The organism is Pseudomonas fjordensis (assembly GCF_976987115.1).
Genome location: NZ_OZ336860.1, coordinates 1,167,476 through 1,187,079, shown reverse-complemented (window position 1 = coordinate 1,187,079; position 19,604 = coordinate 1,167,476). Strand labels below are relative to the sequence as shown.

General features: G+C 61.2%; 17 protein-coding genes and 1 other RNA gene. All 18 read right to left on the bottom strand.

Going from position 1 to position 19,604, the window contains the following annotated elements; all coding sequences use genetic code 11:
- Positions 1 to 25: 25 nt before the first annotated feature.
- Positions 26 to 937, bottom strand: a complete 912-nt coding sequence (gene lpxC, locus ACWHXD_RS05350; protein WP_003171886.1) for a UDP-3-O-acyl-N-acetylglucosamine deacetylase — start codon at positions 935 to 937, stop codon at positions 26 to 28.
- Between the two features lie 112 nt (positions 938 to 1,049).
- Positions 1,050 to 2,246, bottom strand: a complete 1,197-nt coding sequence (gene ftsZ / locus ACWHXD_RS05345; protein WP_032893515.1) for a cell division protein FtsZ — start codon at positions 2,244 to 2,246, stop codon at positions 1,050 to 1,052.
- Positions 2,247 to 2,321: 75 nt separating this feature from the next.
- Positions 2,322 to 3,584, bottom strand: a complete 1,263-nt coding sequence (ftsA, locus tag ACWHXD_RS05340) for a cell division protein FtsA (RefSeq protein ID WP_003188682.1) — start codon at positions 3,582 to 3,584, stop codon at positions 2,322 to 2,324.
- A gap of 15 nt (positions 3,585 to 3,599) precedes the next feature.
- Positions 3,600 to 4,469, bottom strand: a complete 870-nt coding sequence (locus tag ACWHXD_RS05335; RefSeq protein ID WP_032893516.1) for a cell division protein FtsQ/DivIB — start codon at positions 4,467 to 4,469, stop codon at positions 3,600 to 3,602.
- Between the two features lie 4 nt (positions 4,470 to 4,473).
- Positions 4,474 to 5,430 (bottom strand): D-alanine--D-alanine ligase, encoded by a 957-nt coding sequence (locus tag ACWHXD_RS05330; protein ID WP_003188679.1) that lies wholly within the window; start codon positions 5,428 to 5,430, stop codon positions 4,474 to 4,476.
- Positions 5,427 to 6,875: a UDP-N-acetylmuramate--L-alanine ligase gene (murC, locus tag ACWHXD_RS05325; RefSeq protein WP_003188677.1), complete on the bottom strand. Its 1,449-nt coding sequence runs from the start codon at positions 6,873 to 6,875 to the stop codon at positions 5,427 to 5,429. The genes ACWHXD_RS05330 and murC overlap by 4 nt, the downstream gene beginning before the upstream one ends.
- Entirely contained in the window at positions 6,868 to 7,938 is a 1,071-nt protein-coding gene (murG, locus tag ACWHXD_RS05320; RefSeq protein WP_032893519.1) for an undecaprenyldiphospho-muramoylpentapeptide beta-N-acetylglucosaminyltransferase, read from the bottom strand. The genes murC and murG overlap by 8 nt, the downstream gene beginning before the upstream one ends.
- Positions 7,928 to 9,151 (bottom strand): putative lipid II flippase FtsW, encoded by a 1,224-nt coding sequence (ftsW, locus tag ACWHXD_RS05315; RefSeq protein WP_003188673.1) that lies wholly within the window; start codon positions 9,149 to 9,151, stop codon positions 7,928 to 7,930. The genes murG and ftsW overlap by 11 nt, the downstream gene beginning before the upstream one ends.
- Complete coding sequence (murD, locus tag ACWHXD_RS05310; protein WP_032893520.1) at positions 9,148 to 10,494, bottom strand: UDP-N-acetylmuramoyl-L-alanine--D-glutamate ligase; 1,347 nt, start codon at positions 10,492 to 10,494, stop codon at positions 9,148 to 9,150. Before murD ends, ftsW begins: the two co-directional genes overlap by 4 nt.
- A gap of 6 nt (positions 10,495 to 10,500) precedes the next feature.
- Positions 10,501 to 11,583, bottom strand: a complete 1,083-nt coding sequence (gene mraY / locus ACWHXD_RS05305) for a phospho-N-acetylmuramoyl-pentapeptide-transferase (protein ID WP_003188670.1) — start codon at positions 11,581 to 11,583, stop codon at positions 10,501 to 10,503.
- Entirely contained in the window at positions 11,583 to 12,953 is a 1,371-nt protein-coding gene (locus tag ACWHXD_RS05300; protein ID WP_032893522.1) for a UDP-N-acetylmuramoyl-tripeptide--D-alanyl-D-alanine ligase, read from the bottom strand. The genes mraY and ACWHXD_RS05300 overlap by 1 nt, the downstream gene beginning before the upstream one ends.
- Complete coding sequence (locus ACWHXD_RS05295) at positions 12,946 to 14,409, bottom strand: UDP-N-acetylmuramoyl-L-alanyl-D-glutamate--2,6-diaminopimelate ligase (RefSeq protein WP_138761313.1); 1,464 nt, start codon at positions 14,407 to 14,409, stop codon at positions 12,946 to 12,948. The genes ACWHXD_RS05300 and ACWHXD_RS05295 overlap by 8 nt, the downstream gene beginning before the upstream one ends.
- On the bottom strand, positions 14,409 to 16,151 hold the full coding sequence (locus ACWHXD_RS05290; protein WP_169918656.1) for a peptidoglycan D,D-transpeptidase FtsI family protein: 1,743 nt from the start codon (positions 16,149 to 16,151) through the stop codon (positions 14,409 to 14,411). Before ACWHXD_RS05290 ends, ACWHXD_RS05295 begins: the two co-directional genes overlap by 1 nt.
- Positions 16,151 to 16,444, bottom strand: coding sequence for a cell division protein FtsL (ftsL, locus tag ACWHXD_RS05285; RefSeq protein WP_003188663.1), 294 nt, complete (start codon positions 16,442 to 16,444; stop codon positions 16,151 to 16,153). Before ftsL ends, ACWHXD_RS05290 begins: the two co-directional genes overlap by 1 nt.
- A complete protein-coding gene (gene rsmH, locus ACWHXD_RS05280) occupies positions 16,441 to 17,388 on the bottom strand; it encodes a 16S rRNA (cytosine(1402)-N(4))-methyltransferase RsmH (protein WP_003188661.1) in 948 nt (315 codons plus the stop codon). Before rsmH ends, ftsL begins: the two co-directional genes overlap by 4 nt.
- Positions 17,385 to 17,840, bottom strand: a complete 456-nt coding sequence (gene mraZ, locus ACWHXD_RS05275) for a division/cell wall cluster transcriptional repressor MraZ (RefSeq protein WP_003171868.1) — start codon at positions 17,838 to 17,840, stop codon at positions 17,385 to 17,387. The genes rsmH and mraZ overlap by 4 nt, the downstream gene beginning before the upstream one ends.
- 355 nt (positions 17,841 to 18,195) lie before the next feature.
- An RNA gene (gene rnpB / locus ACWHXD_RS05270) (RNase P RNA component class A) lies at positions 18,196 to 18,549 on the bottom strand.
- A 96-nt stretch (positions 18,550 to 18,645) separates the two neighbouring features.
- The gene (gene rsmI, locus ACWHXD_RS05265; RefSeq protein ID WP_125969538.1) at positions 18,646 to 19,551 is read right to left on the bottom strand and encodes a 16S rRNA (cytidine(1402)-2'-O)-methyltransferase; all 906 of its coding nucleotides are present in this window, start codon (positions 19,549 to 19,551) and stop codon (positions 18,646 to 18,648) included.
- Between the last annotated feature and the right edge of the window lie 53 nt (positions 19,552 to 19,604).

Here is a 19,604-nt window from a genome sequence, read left to right as displayed (position 1 = left end):
AAAACTAAAGAAAGAGAGTTGTTACTTACACCGCCGCGACGGGACGCATGTAAGAGATCGGTGCGGTGCTGGCATCTTCGAAGGTCACGACTTCCCAAGCGTCTGTCTGCTCAATCAACTTGCGCAGCAGCTGGTTGTTAAGGGCGTGGCCCGACTTGAAGCCTTTGAACTCGCCTATCAGGCTATTGCCCAGCAGGTAGAGGTCACCGATTGCATCGAGGATCTTGTGCTTCACGAATTCGTCTTCATAGCGAAGGCCGTCTTCGTTCAGTACACCATCCGCGTCGACCACGATGGCGTTTTCCACGCTGCCGCCGAGTGCGAGGTTGTGCTTGCGCAGGTACTCGATGTCACTCATGAAACCAAAGGTGCGGGCGCGGCTGACTTCTTTTACGAACGAAGTGCTGGAAAAATCCACGCTTGCACTTTGGGTGCGGTCACGGAATACCGGGTGATCGAAATCGATCTCAAAGCTCACTTTAAAGCCTTCGAACGGGACGAAGGTGGCGCGCTTGTCGCCGTCTTCTACTGTCACTTCCCGCAGAATGCGAATGAACTTCTTGGCTGCGTCCTGTTCTTCCAGGCCGGCAGATTGAATCAAGAATACGAAGGGGCCAGCGCTGCCATCCATGATCGGGACTTCGGACGCGGAGAGCTCGACGTAGGCGTTATCGATGCCCAGGCCAGCCATGGCCGAGAGCAAGTGCTCCACCGTGTCTACTTTGACGTCACCGTTGACCAATGTGGTCGACATAGTGGTTTCGCCAACGTTTTCCGCGCGAGCAGGAATCTGCACCACAGGGTCCAGGTCGGCACGCACAAACACGATGCCGGTGTCGACAGGTGCAGGCTTGAGGGTCAGGTATACCTTCTCCCCGGAGTGCAGACCTACACCTGTGGCACGAATAATATTCTTCAGGGTGCGTTGTTTAATCATGGCTTGGACCGCTTCAGCGCAAATTGCGAACTGGTATCAACAAAGGCTGGCGATAATAGCAGACCAGACCTTTGCTGAACACCAATCACCTTCATAGCCCTGATACATTCCATTAATCGGCCTGACGACGCAGGAATGCCGGGATGTCCAGGTAGTCCAAGTCATCTTGCGGATTCGGGCTACGGGACGCCGCAGCACCGGCCTGAGCCTGGTTGCGCATCACGGTCGGACGGTCCAGGTCACGGTAGTTCACCGACGGCAGTTCCTGGCGAGCAGGGGCTGGAGCGGCAGCTGCCTGGCTGGCCTGGGTGGTGTGCAGGGTGTTGTCGATGACCTTCACAGGCTTCTCGATTTTCGCACCCAGGCCGGTAGCGACCACGGTTACATGCAGCTCATCGCGCATGTCCGGATCGATAACGGTACCGACTTTGACCATGGCGTGCTCGGAAGCGAAGGCTTCGATGATGCTACCCACGTCGGAGTACTCACCCAGGGACAGGTCGGGACCTGCGGTGATGTTCACCAGAATGCCGCGTGCACCTTGCAGGTTCACGTCTTCGAGCAACGGGTTGCGGATGGCCGCTTCGGTGGCTTCGCGCGCACGGTTCGGACCGCTGGCGCAGCCAGTGCCCATCATCGCCATGCCCATTTCGCTCATGACAGTACGTACGTCGGCAAAGTCGACGTTGATCATGCCTGGGCGCTTGATGATGTCGGAGATACCGCGAACGGCACCGGCCAGTACATCGTCAGCCTTGGCGAAGGCGGACAGCAGGCTGGCATCCTTGCCCAGGATGGTCAGCAGTTTCTCGTTGGGGATGGTGATCAACGAGTCGACGCTTTCAGACAGCAGACGGATACCTTCGTCGGCGATCTGCATGCGCTTGCGGCCTTCGAACGGGAACGGACGCGTCACGACAGCAACGGTCAGAATCCCCATTTCCTTGGCCACTTCGGCAATGATCGGGGCCGCACCGGTACCGGTACCGCCGCCCATGCCGGTGGTGATGAACACCATGTTGGTGCCTTGCAGCACTTCGGCAATACGCTCGCGGTCTTCCAGAGCGGCTTGACGGCCGACTTCCGGATTGGCGCCAGCGCCGAGGCCTTTGGTCACCGCGGTGCCCAATTGCAGGATGGTCCGCGCGCCGATGCTTTTGAGCGCCTGGGCATCAGTGTTGGCGCAGATGAACTCAACGCCTTCAATGTTGCTCTTGACCATGTGGTTGACAGCGTTGCCGCCGCCACCGCCGACACCGATTACTTTGATAACCGGGCTAGCGGGGATGTTGTCTACGAGTTCGAACATGTTCCCTCTCCTTTCATTTTCTCTAGTTTTTTCGCCTACTGCTTGTTGCGGGTGTTGCGGTGTCGCGGTAAATCTTTAGAAATTGCCTTTTACCCAAGCCTGCAGCCGCTCGAACAATGGCGCTTTCGCCTCGTCGTCGCTGCGGTAGCTGTCACGGATGCTCGGGCCCGACAGGGAAATGCCGTCGGTCTGCTTTTGCAGCCCGTACAACAGCAAGCCCACACCGGTGGAATAAATCGGGTTACGCACCACGTCGCCCAGGCCCTTCACGCCATGGGGCACGCCCAGGCGCACCGGCATGTGGAAGATCTCTTCGGCCAACTCGACCGCGCCTTCCATCTTCGAGGTGCCACCGGTCAGCACGATGCCGGCCGGGATCAAATCTTCGTAGCCGCTGCGGCGCAGTTCAGCCTGGATCAGGGTGAACAGTTCGTCGTAGCGTGGCTCGACCACTTCGGCCAAGGCCTGGCGCGACAGCTCGCGAGGTGGACGATCACCCACGCTTGGCACCTTGATGGTCTCGCCGGCACCGGCCAGCTTGGCCAGGGCGCAGGCGTAGCGGATCTTGATTTCTTCGGCGTACTGGGTCGGTGTGCGCAGCGCCATGGCGATGTCGTTGGTGACCTGGTCGCCGGCAATCGGGATCACGGCGGTGTGACGGATCGCACCCTCGGTGAAGATCGCGATGTCGGTGGTGCCGCCGCCGATGTCCACCAGGCACACGCCCAGTTCTTTTTCGTCGTCGGTCAGGACCGAGTAGGCCGAGGCCAACTGCTCGAGAATGATGTCGTCGATTTCCAGGCCGCAGCGACGCACGCATTTTTCAATGTTCTGTGCAGCGTTGACGGCGCAGGTCACCACGTGAACCTTGGCTTCCAGACGCACGCCCGACATGCCCAGGGGCTCGCGAACGCCTTCCTGGTTGTCGATCACGTAGTCCTGCGGCAGGGTGTGCAGCACGCGCTGGTCCGCTGGGATCGCCACGGCCTGGGCAGCGTCGAGCACGCGCTCAAGGTCGGCCGAGCTGACTTCACGGTCGCGGATCGCCACGATGCCGTGGGAGTTCAGGCTGCGGATGTGGTTGCCGGCCACGCCGACGAACGCCGAGTGGATCCGGCAACCGGCCATCAGCTGCGCTTCTTCGATAGCGCGCTGGATCGATTGCACGGTGGACTCGATGTTCACCACCACGCCCTTCTTCAGGCCCCGGGACGGATGCGTGCCAATACCGACGATTTCGATCGCGCCGTCTTCCCCGACCTCGCCCACCAGCGCCACCACCTTGGAGGTGCCGATATCGAGACCGACGATCATTTTGCCGCTTTGCACGTTTGCCATGGGTCCTGCCTCTTCTTAATTCTTCGCGACAGCGGGTTGTGCTGCCGTGGGCGCAGCCGGTGTACGCCAGCCGACGGCCAGGCCGTTGGCGTAACGCAGGTCGACGCTCGCAATGTTCGTAATCTGTTCTTTCAAGGTTTTTTCATAGATGGCAATAAAGCGGCGCATCTTTTCCACCAAGCGGTCGCGTCCCAGCAACAACTCGATGCCCGGGCCGGAACTGCCTGCCCCGGTCGTCAAAAACCAACTGCCCCGCTCACGCAATTCCAGGCGTGCAATGGAGAAGCCCAGTGGCCGCAGCATCTGGCTCAAGGCCTGGTACTGCTGCATCACTTGCTGCTGCGCCCGCTGCGGCCCGAACAGCTGCGGCAGGTGTTCATAGTTGGCCAGCTCACGCGGGGTGAACGCCTGGCCCTGGTTGTTCAACAGCGCTTCATCGCCCCAACGGGCCACGGGCAGTTGTTCTTCCAGGCGGATCGTCACCTGGTCCGGCCATACACGGCGAACTTCGGCATGGGCGATCCACGGCATCTGTTCCAGCTCCGAGCGCATGCCCGCCAGGTCGATGGTAAAGAAGCTCGCCGCCAGGTATGGGCCGATGCGCTGCTGTACCGCTTGCTGGCTGATGTAGCTCAGGTCGCCCTGCACACTGATCTTGGTGATCGGCCGGTCGGCATACGGCAACAGGCGCTGCGCGCCTTCGTACGTACCAAAGCCCAACACCACCAGCAGCACCGGCCAGAACAGCGCCTTGATAAAACCAAAGTTGGCTTTTGGCAGGCGCGAAGACATCGGCTCTTTAGCCACCATTCGGCTTGCACCCCGTGGCACCGGCTTGCGGCTCGGTGCTTGTGGGGGCTGATGACGAAGCGATGCGCCGTTCATGTGTTTAGCCTCTTGGCTCAATGCTGTCGGCCAGGATCGCCAGCACTAACTGCTGGAAATCCAGACCGGCGGCACGGGCCGCCATGGGAACCAGGCTGTGGTCGGTCATGCCCGGTGCGGTGTTGACTTCAAGGAACCAGAAATTCCCTTGGTCATCCTGCATCACGTCTGCCCGCGCCCAACCGGCGATACCCAGCGCCTCACAGGCTTTCGCCGTGAGGTCCATCAATTCTTGTTCCTTGGTTGCTTCGAGGCCGCAGGGGATCCGGTACTGAGTATCGGAAGCCAGGTACTTGGCGTCGTAGTCATAAAAGGTGTGGGGCGTGCCCAAAGCGATGGGCGGCAATACCTGGCCACGCAGGGTGGCGATGGTGTACTCGGGACCGGAAATCCACTGTTCCACCAACACTTGCGAATCGTAGGTACTTGCCGCTTTCCATGCGTCGATCAATTCGGCGGCCGAGTTCACTTTGGCCATGCCGATACTGGAGCCTTCATGGGCAGGTTTGACGATCAAAGGCAGGCCCAGTTCCTTGGCCGCAGAAATACAATCGTCTTCGCTGCACAATACGGCGTGACGCGGGGTCGGAATGCCCAGGCTGTGCCACACCTGCTTGGTGCGCAACTTGTCCATCGCCAGGGCCGAGGCGAGGATGCCGCTGCCGGTGTAAGGGATGCCGGCGCATTCGAGCAGGCCTTGCATGCTGCCGTCTTCACCGCCGCGGCCGTGAAGAATGAGAAAGGCGCGGTCGATCTTTTCGGCCTGCAGGCGGGCGAGGAAATCATCGCCCACATCGATACCGAACGCGTTCACGCCAGCACTTTGCAGCGCCTCAAGCACCGCATTGCCGGACTTGAGCGACACTTCGCGCTCGGCGCTCTTGCCGCCGAACAGCACGGCGACGCGACCGAAGTCGGCAGGCGCAAGGGTGGAAAACAGGGAGCCGTAGTCAGTGATCATTTCGACTTCCCCTTGGCCGCGGCTGCAAACAGCGGGCTCGCCAGCAACTTGGGCGCAAGGCCACCGATATCACCGGCGCCCTGGCACAGCAGGATGTCGCCGGCACGCAGCAGCGGCTTGACGATAGGCGCCAGGTCCACGCCACGCTCGATGTAGATCGGGTCCAGCTGGCCGCGCTGGCGGATGCTGTTGCACAGCTTGCGGCTGTCAGCGCCCGGGATCGGTTCTTCACCGGCCGGGTAGACTTCCATCAGCAACAGGACGTTGGCATCGGCCAGTACATTGACGAAATCGTCGTACAGGTCGCGAGTGCGGCTGTAGCGGTGCGGCTGGTACACCATCACCAGGCGGCGCTCCGGCCAGCCACCGCGCACGGCCTTGATCACAGCCGCAACTTCGGTCGGGTGGTGGCCGTAGTCGTCCACCAGCATCACGTCACCGCCTTCAACCGGCAGCTGGCCGTAGACCTGGAAGCGACGGCCCACACCGGCAAAGCGCGACAGGCCTTCGACGATGGCTTCATCGCTGACGCCTTCATCGGTGGCAATGCAGATGGTCGCCAGGGAGTTCAGCACGTTGTGGTTGCCCGGCATGTTCACCGACACGTCCAGCGGCTCGCGATCAGGACGCAGCACGGTGAAGAAGGTTTGCATGCCTTCCTGGCGCACATTGATTGCGCGCACGTCGGCGTCTTCGCTGAAGCCGTAAGTCACGGTCGGGCGCTTGACCTGGGGCAGGATTTCACGCACCACCGGGTCGTCCAGGCACACCACCGCCAACCCATAAAACGGCAGGTTGTGCAGGAAGTCGACGAAGGTTTTCTTCAATTTGTTGAAGTCACCGTCGTAGGTGGCCATGTGGTCTTCGTCGATGTTGGTGACGACGGCGACCAGCGGTTGCAGATGCAGGAAGCTCGCATCACTTTCATCGGCTTCGGCGATCAGGTAGCGGCTGGTGCCTAGCTGGGCATTGGTGCCGGCTGCATTCAGGCGGCCACCGATGACGAAGGTCGGGTCCAGGCCACCGGCGGCGAACACCGAGGCGATCAGGCTGGTGGTGGTGGTCTTGCCATGGGTACCGGCGACGGCGATGCCGTGGCGATAGCGCATCAGCTCGGCGAGCATCTCGGCACGCGGCACCACAGGGATACGGCGCTCAAGGGCGGTGGCCACTTCCGGGTTGGAGGTGTTCACGGCGCTGGACACCACCAGCACATCGGCCTCGGCAGCGTTCTCGGCACGGTGGCCGATAAAGATCTGTGCGCCGAAGGACTTCAGGCGCTCGGTGACCGGCGACTCTTTCAAGTCCGAGCCGGACACCTGGTAGCCCAGGTTCAGCAACACTTCGGCGATGCCGCACATGCCCACGCCACCGATACCGACGAAGTGAATACGACGGATGCGGCGCATCTCGGGTTGCGGCATGGCTTTCTGATTCTCAACCATGGGCCACCTCCAGGCAGATATCGACCACGGTGCGGGTTGCGTCAGGTTTGGCCAGGCGGCTTGCGGTGCTCGCCATGCTGTTGAGTCGTTCCGGTTGCATCAAAACCTCGGTCAGGCGTGCGGCCAAATCGGCGGCGCCAGTCGTTCTTTGCGGCAGCAGGAAGGCAGCGCCCTCCCCGGCCAAATATTCGGCGTTGCGGGTCTGGTGATCGTCGATAGCGTGGGGCAAAGGCACCAGCAAGGACGGCAGACCGGCGGCCGCCAGTTCACTGACGGTCAGCGCACCAGCGCGGCAGACCACCAGGTCGGCCCAGCCATAGGCTTGGGCCATGTCTTTGATGAAGGGCTGTACATTGGCCTCTACACCGGCCTCGCGATAACGCGCGGCGGTGACTTCATCGTGGTTCTTGCCGGCCTGGTGGAAGATCTCCGGGCGCACATCCTCAGGAAGTTGCGCAACGGCTTCAGGCAGCAATTTATTCAGTGGCTCCGCGCCCAGGCTTCCGCCCAGGATCAGCAGGTGAGCCTTGCGCCCCGCCAGCGCGTCACGCGCAATGGCCATGAACAGTTCGGTACGCACCGGGTTGCCGGTGGTGCGCAGCTTGTCGGAGGCGGCGAAGGTTTTCGGGAAGGCTTCACACACCCGCGCGGCCAATGGCACCAGCAGGCGGTTGGCGGTACCGGCGACGGCATTCTGTTCGTGAACGATCACCGGCACGCCCGCGAGTTTCGCCGCGACGCCACCGGGGCCGGTCACATAACCGCCAAAGCCGAGCACACACACTGGCTTGAGCTCGCGAATGATCTTGCGCGCCTGCATGACCGCCTTGAGCAACACGAACGGCGCCTTGAGCAATGACAACTTGCTCTTGCCGCGCAGCCCGGTGACGTTGATCAAATGCAGCGGCAAACCGGCATTGGGCACCAATTCGTTTTCGATGCCACGGGGCGTACCCAGCCAGTGCACGCTGTAGCCACGGTTCTGGAATTCACGGGCGCAGGCCAGGGCCGGGAACACATGGCCCCCGGTGCCGCCTGCCATGATCAGCACATTAGCGCCCATGGGTCGGCTCCTCGGCGAAGTCGCTCTCGCTGAACTCCATCTCTTCGCTGCCCAAATGGGTACGGCTCTCCCACTCGATACGCAGCAACAAGCCGAGACAGGCGCAGCAAATCACCAACGAACTGCCGCCGTAACTGAGGAACGGCAAGGTCAGGCCCTTGGTCGGCAACAGGCCGACGTTCACGCCGATGTTGATCAGGAACTGGCCGATCCACAGGAAGGCCAACCCATAAGCCACGTAGGCAGCGAAGAACTGCTTGGCCTTCTCGGCCCACAAGCCGATGTACATGGCGCGCACGCAAACGAATACAAACAGTGCCACGGTGCACAGCGAACCCACCACACCCAGCTCCTCGGCCAATACCGAGAACACGAAGTCGGTGTGGGCTTCCGGCAGGTAGAACTGCTTCTGCACACTGTTGCCCAGGCCCACGCCCAGCCACTCGCCGCGACCGAAGGCGATCAGCGCTTGGGTCAACTGGTAGCCGGAGCCGAACTGGTCGGACCAGGGGTCGGTGAAGGTGATCAAACGCGCCATCCGGTAGGGCTGCGCCTGCACCAGGATGGTCACCGCCGCGACCGCCAGCACCACCATCAAGGTGAAGCGGAACAGCCCGACGCCACCCAGGAACAGCATCGCGGCGGCGGCGCCCATCATTACCACCGTGGCCCCGAAGTCGGGCTCCATCAGCAACAGGCCAGCCATGGGCAGCAGCACGATGAACGGCTTGAAGAAGCCCATCCAGCTCTCGCGTACTTCTTTCTGACGGCGCACCAGGTAACCGGCGAGGTAGATCACCACGAACACCTTGGCGATTTCCGAAGGCTGCACGTTGAACGCGCCGAAGCCGATCCAGCGCATCGAACCGTTCACCTCGCGGCCAATGCCCGGCACGATCACCATCACCAGCAAGCCGAACGCACCGATCAGCATCAGCCACCCCAGACGCTGCCAGGTGGCAATCGGGATCATCATGGTGACGATGCAGGCGCCCAGGCCGATCACCAGGTACACCAAGTGGCGGATCATCATGTACAGGGTGTTACCCGACTGCACGGCAGCCACTTCGGAGGACGCCGAGGTGATCATCACCAGGCCCAGGCCGAGCAGCGCCAGGCAACCGGCGAGCATAGGGAAATCAAGGTCAATGCCGCGCCCGGTAATGATCGGCGACGGGTATGGCTTGATGATGTTTCTCAGGTTGAGGCTCATGCCAAAGCCTCCACGGCGCGGGCGAACAGGTGGCCGCGCTCTTCATAGTTCTTGAACATGTCGAAGCTGGCGCACGCGGGCGACAGCAACACCGCATCGCCGGGCTGAGCCAGGGCTTTGCACTGGGCAATCGCATCGTCCAGGGAAGCTGCGCGTACTTGCGGTACAGCGTCACCGAGGGCGGCGGCGATCAGGTCCGAATCGCGGCCCATCAGCACCACGGCACGGCAATGGGCGGCCACTGGCGCTTTAAGGTCCTTGAAGTCGGCACCCTTGCCATCGCCACCGGCGATCAGCACCAGCTTGCCGTCGATATCGGCACCCAGGCCTTCGATGGCCGCCAGGGCAGCACCGACGTTGGTGGCTTTGGAGTCGTTGTAATAGCTGACGCCATTGAGGTCGCGCACCCACTGGCAGCGATGCTCAAGCCCGGCAAAGGTGCGCAGGCTGGCAAGCATGGCGTCGAATGGCAGGCCAACCGCGTGACCGAGCGCCAAGGCCGCCAGGGCATTGGACTGGTTGTGTGCGCCACGGATCTTCAGTTCGCGTACCGGCATCAGGTTCTGGAATTCGAAAGCCAGGTACTTCTCGCCGTTCTCTTCACGAATGCCGAAGCCTTTGAAGTCCGGTTTGCCCAGGCCGAAAGTCCAGCAGGGCATGCCCTCGCCCATCAGCGGACGGCTCAGGGCATCCTGGCGGTTGACTACAAATTGCTTGGCGCCACGGAAGATCCGGTGCTTGGCCAGGTGATAAGCCGGCAGGCCGCTGTAGCGGTCCATATGGTCTTCGCTGACGTTCAATACTGTCGCCACTTCGGCGCCCAGGTCGTGGGTGGTTTCCAGCTGGAAGCTCGACAATTCCATCACGTACAGCTCGACGTCGTCGCTGAGCAGGTCGAGCGCCGGCACGCCAAGATTGCCGCCGACGGCCACACGCTTGCCCGCCGCCGCCGCCATCTCGCCCACCAGGGTGGTGACAGTGCTTTTCGCGTTGGAACCGCTGATGGCCACGATCGGCGCCTTCGCGTTGCGCGCGAACAGGTCGATATCGCCAGACAGCTTCACGCCACGGGCCGCCGCCGCTTGCAGGGCCGGTGTCGCCAAAGCCAGGCCCGGGCTCACGTAGAGCTCATCGGCACGGCACAGAAACTCGACATCCAGCTCGCCACAACGCACTTCCACGTGCGGGTAGTCACGGCGCAGCGTGACCAGCTCCGGTGGATTTTCCCGCGTATCGGCCACGGCAAACGACGTGCCCCGGTTCGCCAGGAAGCGAACCAGGGACATGCCGCTCTTGCCGAGGCCGACAACGATGCGGAAGTGGTCTGAAGCGATCAGGGACACTCGTTTCTACCTCAGTTTCAGGGTGGCAAGGCCGACCAGTACCAGAATCACGGTGATAATCCAGAAGCGGACAATCACGCGTGGCTCAGGCCAGCCCTTGAGTTCAAAGTGGTGGTGAATCGGCGCCATGCGGAACACGCGGCGCCCGGTCAACTTGAAGGAAGCCACCTGGATGACCACCGACAGGGTTTCCATCACGAACACGCCGCCCATGATGAACAGCACGATTTCCTGGCGAACGATCACCGCGATGGTGCCCAAGGCCGCGCCCAGCGCCAGTGCGCCGACGTCGCCCATGAAGACTTGTGCCGGGTAGGTGTTGAACCACAGGAACCCCAGGCCGGCACCGATCAGCGCGCCGCAGAACACGATCAGTTCACCAGCGCCCGGTACATAAGGAATCAACAGGTATTCCGCGAATTTCACGTTACCCGACAGGTAGCAGAAGATGCCGAGCGCGCCGCCCACCATCACCGTCGGCATGATCGCCAGGCCGTCGAGGCCGTCGGTCAGGTTCACCGCGTTGCTGGAGCCGACGATCACGAAGTAGGTCAGCACCACAAAACCAACACCCAGCGGGATGCTCACGTCCTTGAGCATCGGGATGATCAAGGTGGTTTCCACGGCACTTGGCGCGGTGGTGTACAGGAAGATCGCGGCGGCCAGGCCGAACACCGACTGCCAGAAATACTTCCAGCGGCTTGGCAGCCCCTTGGAGTTTTTCTCGATCACTTTGCGGTAGTCATCCACCCAGCCGATGGCACCGAACAGCAGGGTCACCAGCAGCACCACCCACACGTAGCGGTTATGCAGGTCGGCCCACAGCAAGGTGCTGACGCCGATGGACGACAGAATCAGCGCACCGCCCATGGTGGGCGTGCCGGACTTGGACAGGTGCGACTGCGGGCCGTCGTTACGAACCGATTGACCAATTTGCAGGTTCTGCAGGGTGCGGATCATCCACGGCCCTAAAAACAGCGACAAAGACAGCGCGGTCAGCACACCCAGGATCCCGCGCAGGGTCAGGTACTGGAAGACCGCGAAGCCTTTGTGGAACTGTTGCAGATACTCAGCCAGCAGCAGCAGCATTAATGTTTCTCCGTACTTGAGCCACACAAGGCTGCGACGACGTTTTCCATCACCGCGCTGCGCGATCCCTTGATCAAAATGGTTGTGTGTTTGTCATGTTCAGCCGCCGTCAACGCCTGGATCAGCTCGGCCTGGCTGGCGAAATGCTGCGCGCCAGGGCCGAAAGCGTTGACCGCATGGGCCATGTTCGTGCCAACGGCGTAGAGCGCGTCCACTTTGCCAGCGGCATAGGCGCCGACTTCACGGTGACCTTGTTCAGCCCAATCGCCCAATTCGCCGATGTCGCCCAGCACCAGCACCTTGCGCCCCTCAAAGCCTTTGAGCAGGTCCACAGCGGCATTGATGGAGGACGGGTTGGCGTTGTACGTGTCATCAATCACGCGCATGCCGTTGCCGGCCAGTTGCGCCACGGTGCGGCCCTTGACCGGCTGCACCGCGCCCAGGCCTGTGGCAATACCGAACAGCGACACACCCAGGGCATGGGCGGCAGCGGCGGCGGCCAAGGCGTTGGCGACGTTATGATTGCCCAGCAGGTTCAACTGCACGTGCTCGTCACCCTGCGGGGTGTGCAAGGTGAAGGACGGGCAGCCACGGGCATCGACATTGATGTGGGAAGCATGGAAGTCGGCTGCGGCATTCAGCACGGCAAACGTCAGGACCTTGCGACCGGCGGCGCGTACACGCCAGGTCTCGAAGGCCTTGTCATCCAGGTTCAGTACCGCAGTGCCCGAAGCGTCGAGGCCTTCAAGGATTTCGCCCTTGGCTTCGACGATTTTTTCCGGGCCGCCGAACTCGCCGACATGGGCGGTACCGGCGTTGTTGATGATCGCCACGTGCGGCTGGGTCAGCGCCACGGTGTAGGCGATTTCGCCGATGCGCGAAGCCCCCAGTTCGATCACTGCCGCCGTGTGTTCCGGGGCCAGTTCGAGCAGGGTCAGCGGTGCGCCGAAATCATTGTTCAGGTTGCCACGGGTGGCGAGTACAGGCCCGCGCGTACGCAAGATGCCGGCAAGCAGTTCCTTGACCGTGGTCTTGCCGCTGGAACCGGTAATGGCCGCCACCGGCTTATCAAAAGCGGCACGGTTAAGCGCGCCCAGTTGGCCCAGGGCCAGGCGGGTGTCGGCTACCAGCAATTGCGGCAAGGCAGAGTCGGCCACTGCACGCTGTACCAAGGCACCGACGGCACCTTTGGCGGCAACGTCGTTGAGGTAGTCGTGACCATCGAAACGCGGGCCGGCCAGGGCGACAAACAGTTGCCCCGGCTGGATGTTACGGCTGTCGATACTCACGCCGTTGAATGTGCAGTCGCTCGACAGCACACGGGCCGACAGGGCCTGGGCCAGCTCGCTGAATGTCATCGCTTTAAGCATGGGCGACCTCCCAGGCGGTCAGGGCGTGATCCGCCTCGACCAGATCGGAGAAGGCATAGCGCTCACCGTTGATTTCCTGATAGTCCTCGTGACCTTTGCCCGCCAGCACCACTACGTCGTCCGCGCCGGCACTGGCGATCAACTGCGCAATGGCGGCGCCACGGCCCGCGACGAAGGTGACCTTGGAGGCATCTTTGAAGCCGACACGGATGTCGTCGAAAATCTGGCTCGGGTCTTCGCTGCGCGGGTTGTCGTCGGTGACGAGTACGCCATCGGCCAAGCGCTCGACAATCTCGGCCATCAACGGGCGCTTGCCGCGATCGCGATCACCGCCACACCCGAACAGGCACAGCAGCTTGCCCTTGGCATGTGGGCGCAGGGCTTCGAGGACTTTCTCCAGGGCATCCGGGGTGTGGGCGTAATCGACCACCACCAACGGTTGCGTGCCGCCACCCAGGCGCTGCATGCGACCGGCCGGGCCTTCCAGCTTCGGCAGTACCCGCAGGATTTCATCCAGGGCGTAATCCAGGCCCAGCAGTGCGCCGATAGCGGCGAGCACGTTGCTCAGGTTGAATCGCCCGAGCAAGGTGCTGCGCAAGTGGTGCTCGCCCTGCGGCGTCACCAACGTGGCGCGCACGCCTTCGTCATTGAATTGGGCTTCGCGGCAATACAGGTAGGCGCTGGCATCTTGCAGGCTATAGCTGATCAAGCGCGCATCGCTGTCTTGCTCCGCCAGTTGGCGGCCAAATGCGTCGTCGAGATTGACGACCCGGCACTTCAGGTCATTCCAGGCAAACAGCTTGGCCTTGGCGGCGGCGTACGCCTCCATGGTGCCGTGGTAGTCGAGGTGATCGCGGGACAGGTTGGTCATCACCGCCACGTCAAAGGCCAGGGCAGTGACACGCCCTTGGTCCAGGCCATGGGACGACACTTCCATGGCAACCGCCTTGGCGCCGGCCTTTTTCAGGTCGGCCAGGGTCGCTTGCACGGCAATCGGGTTCGGCGTGGTGTGCAGGCCGCTTTGCAGCGCGCCATAGAAACCGGTGCCCAGGGTGCCGACGATGCCGCAGTGCTGACCCAACAGGTCCAACGCCTGGGCAACCAATTGGGTCACGCTGGTCTTGCCGTTGGTGCCCGTCACGCCCACCAGGTTGAGTTGGCGGCTCGGGTCACCGTAGAAACGCCCGGCGATGTCAGAAAGCTGCGCAGCCAGGCCCTTGACCGGAATCAACGGCACATCGGTGATCGGCAGCACGGTGGCGCCTTCCACTTCATAGGCAACCGCAGCCGCACCACGTTGCAGGGCATCGGCGATATGCGCACGGCCATCGAGCTTGCCGCCAGGCACCGCCAGGAACAGATCACCGGCGCGCACATTACGGCTGTCCAGGGTCAGCTCACGAATCAGCAGATCGTGGCCGGCATGGGCAAAAATCTTGTTCAGGCTAAGAGACATCAGCCGCGCCCTCCATTGGCTTTGACAGCGGCGGCCGGTGGGCCGGCGTTGGCTTGTTGGGTCGGCGGCAGGTTGTCCGGCGTGATGTTCATCAAGCGCAGGGTGCCGGACATCACTTTGCTGAACACCGGCGCCGAAACCAGGCCACCGAAGTAGCCGGCTTTACTAGGCTCGTCGATGACCACGACGATGGCATAGCGCGGGTCGCTCATCGGGCCGAAGCCGGCGAACAGCGAACGGTAGGAGTTTTCGGCATAGCCCTTGGTGCCCACCGAAGTCTTACGCGCCGTACCCGACTTGCCCGCAACGTGGTACGCCGGCACCTGGGCGCGGAAAACGCCACGCGGTGCTTCGATCACTTGTTGCAGCATGCCTTGCATGGTCTTGGCGACTTTTTCCGGGATCACCTGGGTGGCTTTTGGCGCTTCGTCGACATGGATCAGGCTCAGTGGAACCATGCGGCCGTTATTGGCCAATACCGAGAAAGCGTGGGCCAACTGGATGGCGGTCACCGACAGGCCGTAGCCGTAGGACAGCGTTGCAGTCTCGGCTTTTCTCCACTCGCGGTAGTTCGGCAGGTTGCCCACGCGCTCACCTGGGAAATCGAGACCGGTGGGTTGCCCCAGGCCGATTTTTTGCGCCAGGTGATAGATGGTCTCGCCGCCGATATCGAAGGCAACTTTACTCATGCCCACGTTACTGGAGTTGATCAGGATGCCTGTCAGATCCAACACCGGACCTTCAGTGCGGGATACGTCACGAATGGTGTATTTGCCCAACTGCAAGGTGCCTGGGTAAACCTCGACCTTGTCGCTGGGTTTCCAGCGGCCGGTTTCCAGGGCAGCGCTCATGGAGATGGCTTTCATGGTCGAACCCGGCTCGAACACGTCGATCATTGCGCGGTTGCGCATCATCGCCGGCTGCAGGTTGCGACGGTTGTTCGGGTTGTAGGTGGGCTGGTTGACCATGGCGAGGATCTCGCCGGTCTTCACGTCCATGATCACCAGGCTGCCGGCCTTGGCGCCGTTCTCGATGATCGCGTTACGCAGCTCGCGGTTGGCCAGGTATTGCAGGCGCAAATCGATCGACAACGCCAGAGGCTTGCCGGCCTTGGCGTTTTTGGTGACCTGGACGTCCTTAATCAGCCTGCCGCGCCGATCCTTGATGACCTGCCGCTTGCCCGGAACCCCAGCCAGCCATTCGTCATAGGCCAGTTCGACCCCTTCGCGGCCGTGGTCATCGATATCGGTAAAGCCGACCATGTGCGCGGTGGTTTCACCGGCCGGGTAGAAACGCCGAAATTCCTCGATGCCATAGACACCGGGGATTTTAAGGTCGAGCACTTGCTGGCCTTGCTCAGGGGTAAGCCCGCGAACCAGATAGATGAATTCTTTATTGGCCTGGGCTTCCAGGCGCTCGGTCAGGGCCTTGCGGTCTTGCCCCAGAGCAGCAGCCAGTTCAGGCCACTTGTCCTTGGCAACTTGCAGCTCTTTGGCGTTGGCCCACAGAGTGGTCACCGGGGTACTGACGGCCAGGGGCTCGCCATTACGGTCGGTGATCAAGCCGCGGTGTGCAGGAATCGGAATATGCCGCAGGCTGCGGGCGTCGCCCTGGCCGATCAGGAAGTCGCGGTCGACGACCTGCAGGTCGAAGATGCGCCAGACGATCGCGCCCACCATCAATGCCAGCAAGCCGAGCATCAGGCGGAAGCGCCATGGGTAGAGTGCCCCTTCGAGCTTCATCATGGCGCCACCATGCGGACTTCCGCCGCGCCAGGGATGTGCATCTTCAACTGTTCGGTGGCCAGCACTTCGATACGGCTGTGGGCCGTCCAGGTGCTTTGCTCAAGGATCAACCGGCCCCACTCTGCCTGGGCTTTATCACGCACGCTCAATTCCCCGTACAGGGTATTGAGCAACTGACGGTTCCAGTGGGCGCTGTAGGACACCGCAATCGCGGATACCAGCACGCCGACAAACAGCAGCAACATAAAGAAGCTGCCGCCCGGCAGGGGTTTGGCGAAAAGCTTGCTCACCGCAACTTCTCCGCAACACGCATGACGGCGCTACGGGAACGTGGGTTGGCCTTGAGTTCGGCTTCGGAAGCGAACTGCGCTTTGCCATGGATTTTGATTTTCGGCACAAAGGCTTCGAAACGCACCGGCAGGTTACGCGGCAGGTTGTCGGATTCGCCCTTGACCAGACGACGCATGAAGAGTTTGACGATACGGTCTTCCAGGGAGTGGAAGCTGATCACCACCAGGCGACCGCCCACTTCCAAAGCATCCAGAGCGGCTTCGAGACCGGCTTCCAGGTCGCCCAATTCATTATTGACGTGAATGCGCAGGCCCTGGAACGCACGGGTCGCCGGATTCTTGCCCTTTTCCCAGGCCGGATTGGCGACTTTCAGCACTTCGGCCAGGTCTGCGGTGCGTTCGAACGGCTGGATTTCGCGGCGCTCGACCACGGCACGCGCCATGCGACCGGCGAAGCGCTCCTCACCGTATTCCTTGAACACACGGGCGATTTCTTCGACCGGCGCGGTGGCGATGAACTGTGCAGCACTGACCCCACGGGTAGGGTCCATGCGCATGTCGAGGGGGCCGTCGTTCATGAAGCTGAAGCCGCGCTCCGGGTCATCGAGCTGCGGCGAAGACACGCCCAGGTCGAGCAGAACCCCGGCCACCTTGCCCGCCATGCCGCGCTCGGCAACTTCGGCGCCCAGCTCGGCAAAGCTGCGCTGCACAACGACAAAGCGGCCGTCTTCGGCCGCTAGCGCTTGCCCGGTGGCAATCGCTTGAGGGTCTTTGTCGAACCCGAGGAGTTTGCCGTCGGACCCGAGTTGGCTGAGTATCAACCGGCTATGCCCGCCCCTGCCGAATGTGCCATCGACATAGCAGCCATCGGCACGTACGGCGAGAGCCTCAACGGCTTCGTCAAGCAGTACGGTGATGTGGTTAAAGCCGCTATCAATAGTCACAGGATCAAATCACGCAGTTCATCAGGCATGGCGCCCGGTTGTTGAATAGCAGCCAGGTCCGCTGCAGACACAGCATCCCAGGCATCTTCGTCCCACAATTGGAACTTGTTCAGTTGGCCTACCAGCATTGCGCGCTTGTCCAGCTTGGCGTACTCGCGCAGCCGCGGAGGCACCAGGAAACGACCGCTGCCATCGAGCTCAAGGTCGACGGCATTACCGATCAGCAAACGCTGAAGGCGGCGGTTTTCTTCACGCAATGAAGGCAGCGCGCGCAACTTGGTTTCAATCAACTCCCACTCGTCGAGAGGGTAAACACACAAACAAGGGTCAACGGCGTCAATCGTGATGATTAACTGCCCTGAACTTCGCGAAATGAGCTCGTCACGATACCGGCTCGGCATGGCGAGACGGCCTTTTGCATCGAGACTGATAGCGTTAGCTCCGCGAAACACAGATGCGTTTCTCCAAATTTTAGCGTTTTACGTTCAAAAAACCCACTTTGTGCCACTTTCCGCCACTTGCGCACACTATAGGAATGCGCCCACCACACCGTCAAGGCGCGTATTCAAGGAAAAGCCTTACAGAACGGAGATTTAGGAAGGTAAAGGGAGGAGAAACGAGAGTTTTGCGATGTTTTTGACTCAACAACAGCAAACAGCTCAAAGAGCTAGGGCTTAAAGTTAAAGTAATTTATTAAGAGTAAGATTTTTTTGGTATTACGAAGATGCATCTGCCAATGATTTGGCAGGGAGGGATTCTTGCGTTACTACCGGGTTTGCGCACGAGATTCGAACGCAAGGAAAAAAGGTGGAGAGTCGATCTGTAAGCCGGGTTCTGTCTTGAACAGTCATTCGTCTACGATGGCCATCACTGGACATCTTTAGCAACCTACCCGGTCCCAGCGCGGGCCACGCCTTGGGACCCTATTTGGTCTTGCTCCAAGTGGGGTTTACCTAGCCACGAACTGTTGCCAGTCGTGCGGTGCGCTCTTACCGCACCTTTTCACCCTTACCGGCACCGAAGTGCTTAGGCGGTTATTTTCTGTGGCACTTTCCGTAGGCTCACGCCTCCCAGGCATTACCTGGCACTTCGCCCTATGGAGCCCGGACTTTCCTCCCCCCCCTAATTTTCATAGAGGGCAGCGACTGTCCAATCGACTCTCCGCCGCGAAGGTTAACGGCACGGCGGCTTGAGGACAAGTATTAAAAGTGCAGCATTGCCATCACGTTCAGACGAAATACAGTTTTGGGCCCGGAACTATTCGGCCTTCTGTTTATCGAGCGCGACCTGATACAACACATTCTTGCGCACCCCGGTAATTTCGGCAGCCAGGGCGGCGGCGCGCTTGAGTGGCATTTCCTTGAGCAACAAATCGAGGACGCGCATGGCCTCGCTGCCCACCGCGTCTTCATTCTCCGGCGCGGTCCAGCCGGCTACCAGCACCACGCATTCGCCGCGCTGCTGATTGCTGTCGCCCTCGACAAACGCCCGCAACGCCTCCAGCGGCAACCCCTTGAGGGTTTCGAAGGTCTTGGTCAACTCCCGGGCCAGCAAGGCCAGGCGCTCGCCGCCAAACACCAGTTCCATGTCTTGCAGGCATTCAAGGATGCGATGCGGGGCCTCATAGAAGATCAAGGTGCGCGGCTCTTCTTTAAGTGCCTGCAGACGCGCCCGACGACCTACAGCCTTGGCGGGCAGGAAGCCTTCGAAGATAAAGCGGTCCGAGGGCAACCCGGCGGCCGATAATGCAGCAATCAGCGCGCAGGCTCCTGGAACAGGCACTACATTGATACCAGCGGCGCGCGCCTGGCGGACCAGGTGGTAACCCGGATCGGAAATCAGCGGCGTGCCCGCGTCGGAAATCAGTGCGACGTCATCACCCGCCAAAAGACGCGTGATAAAGCGGCTACCCTCTTCACGTTCGTTGTGTTCGTGGCAGGCGGCTAATGGCGTGCTGATACCAAAATGCTGCATCAACCGTTGGGAGTGCCGCGTGTCTTCTGCCGCGATCAATTTCACCTCGCGCAACACCTTCAGCGCCCGGGCACTGATGTCGTCCAGGTTGCCAATGGGCGTCGCCACCACAAAAAGCGAGCCAGCAGTGGAATTCAAAGGACCTGGAGCAGTCAAAGCGCACACCTCGATGGTTGGCAAAAGCCACATTGTAGCGCGTAGACGCCCTGAAAATATGCCATCACGGCCGATGCCGTTTCAGC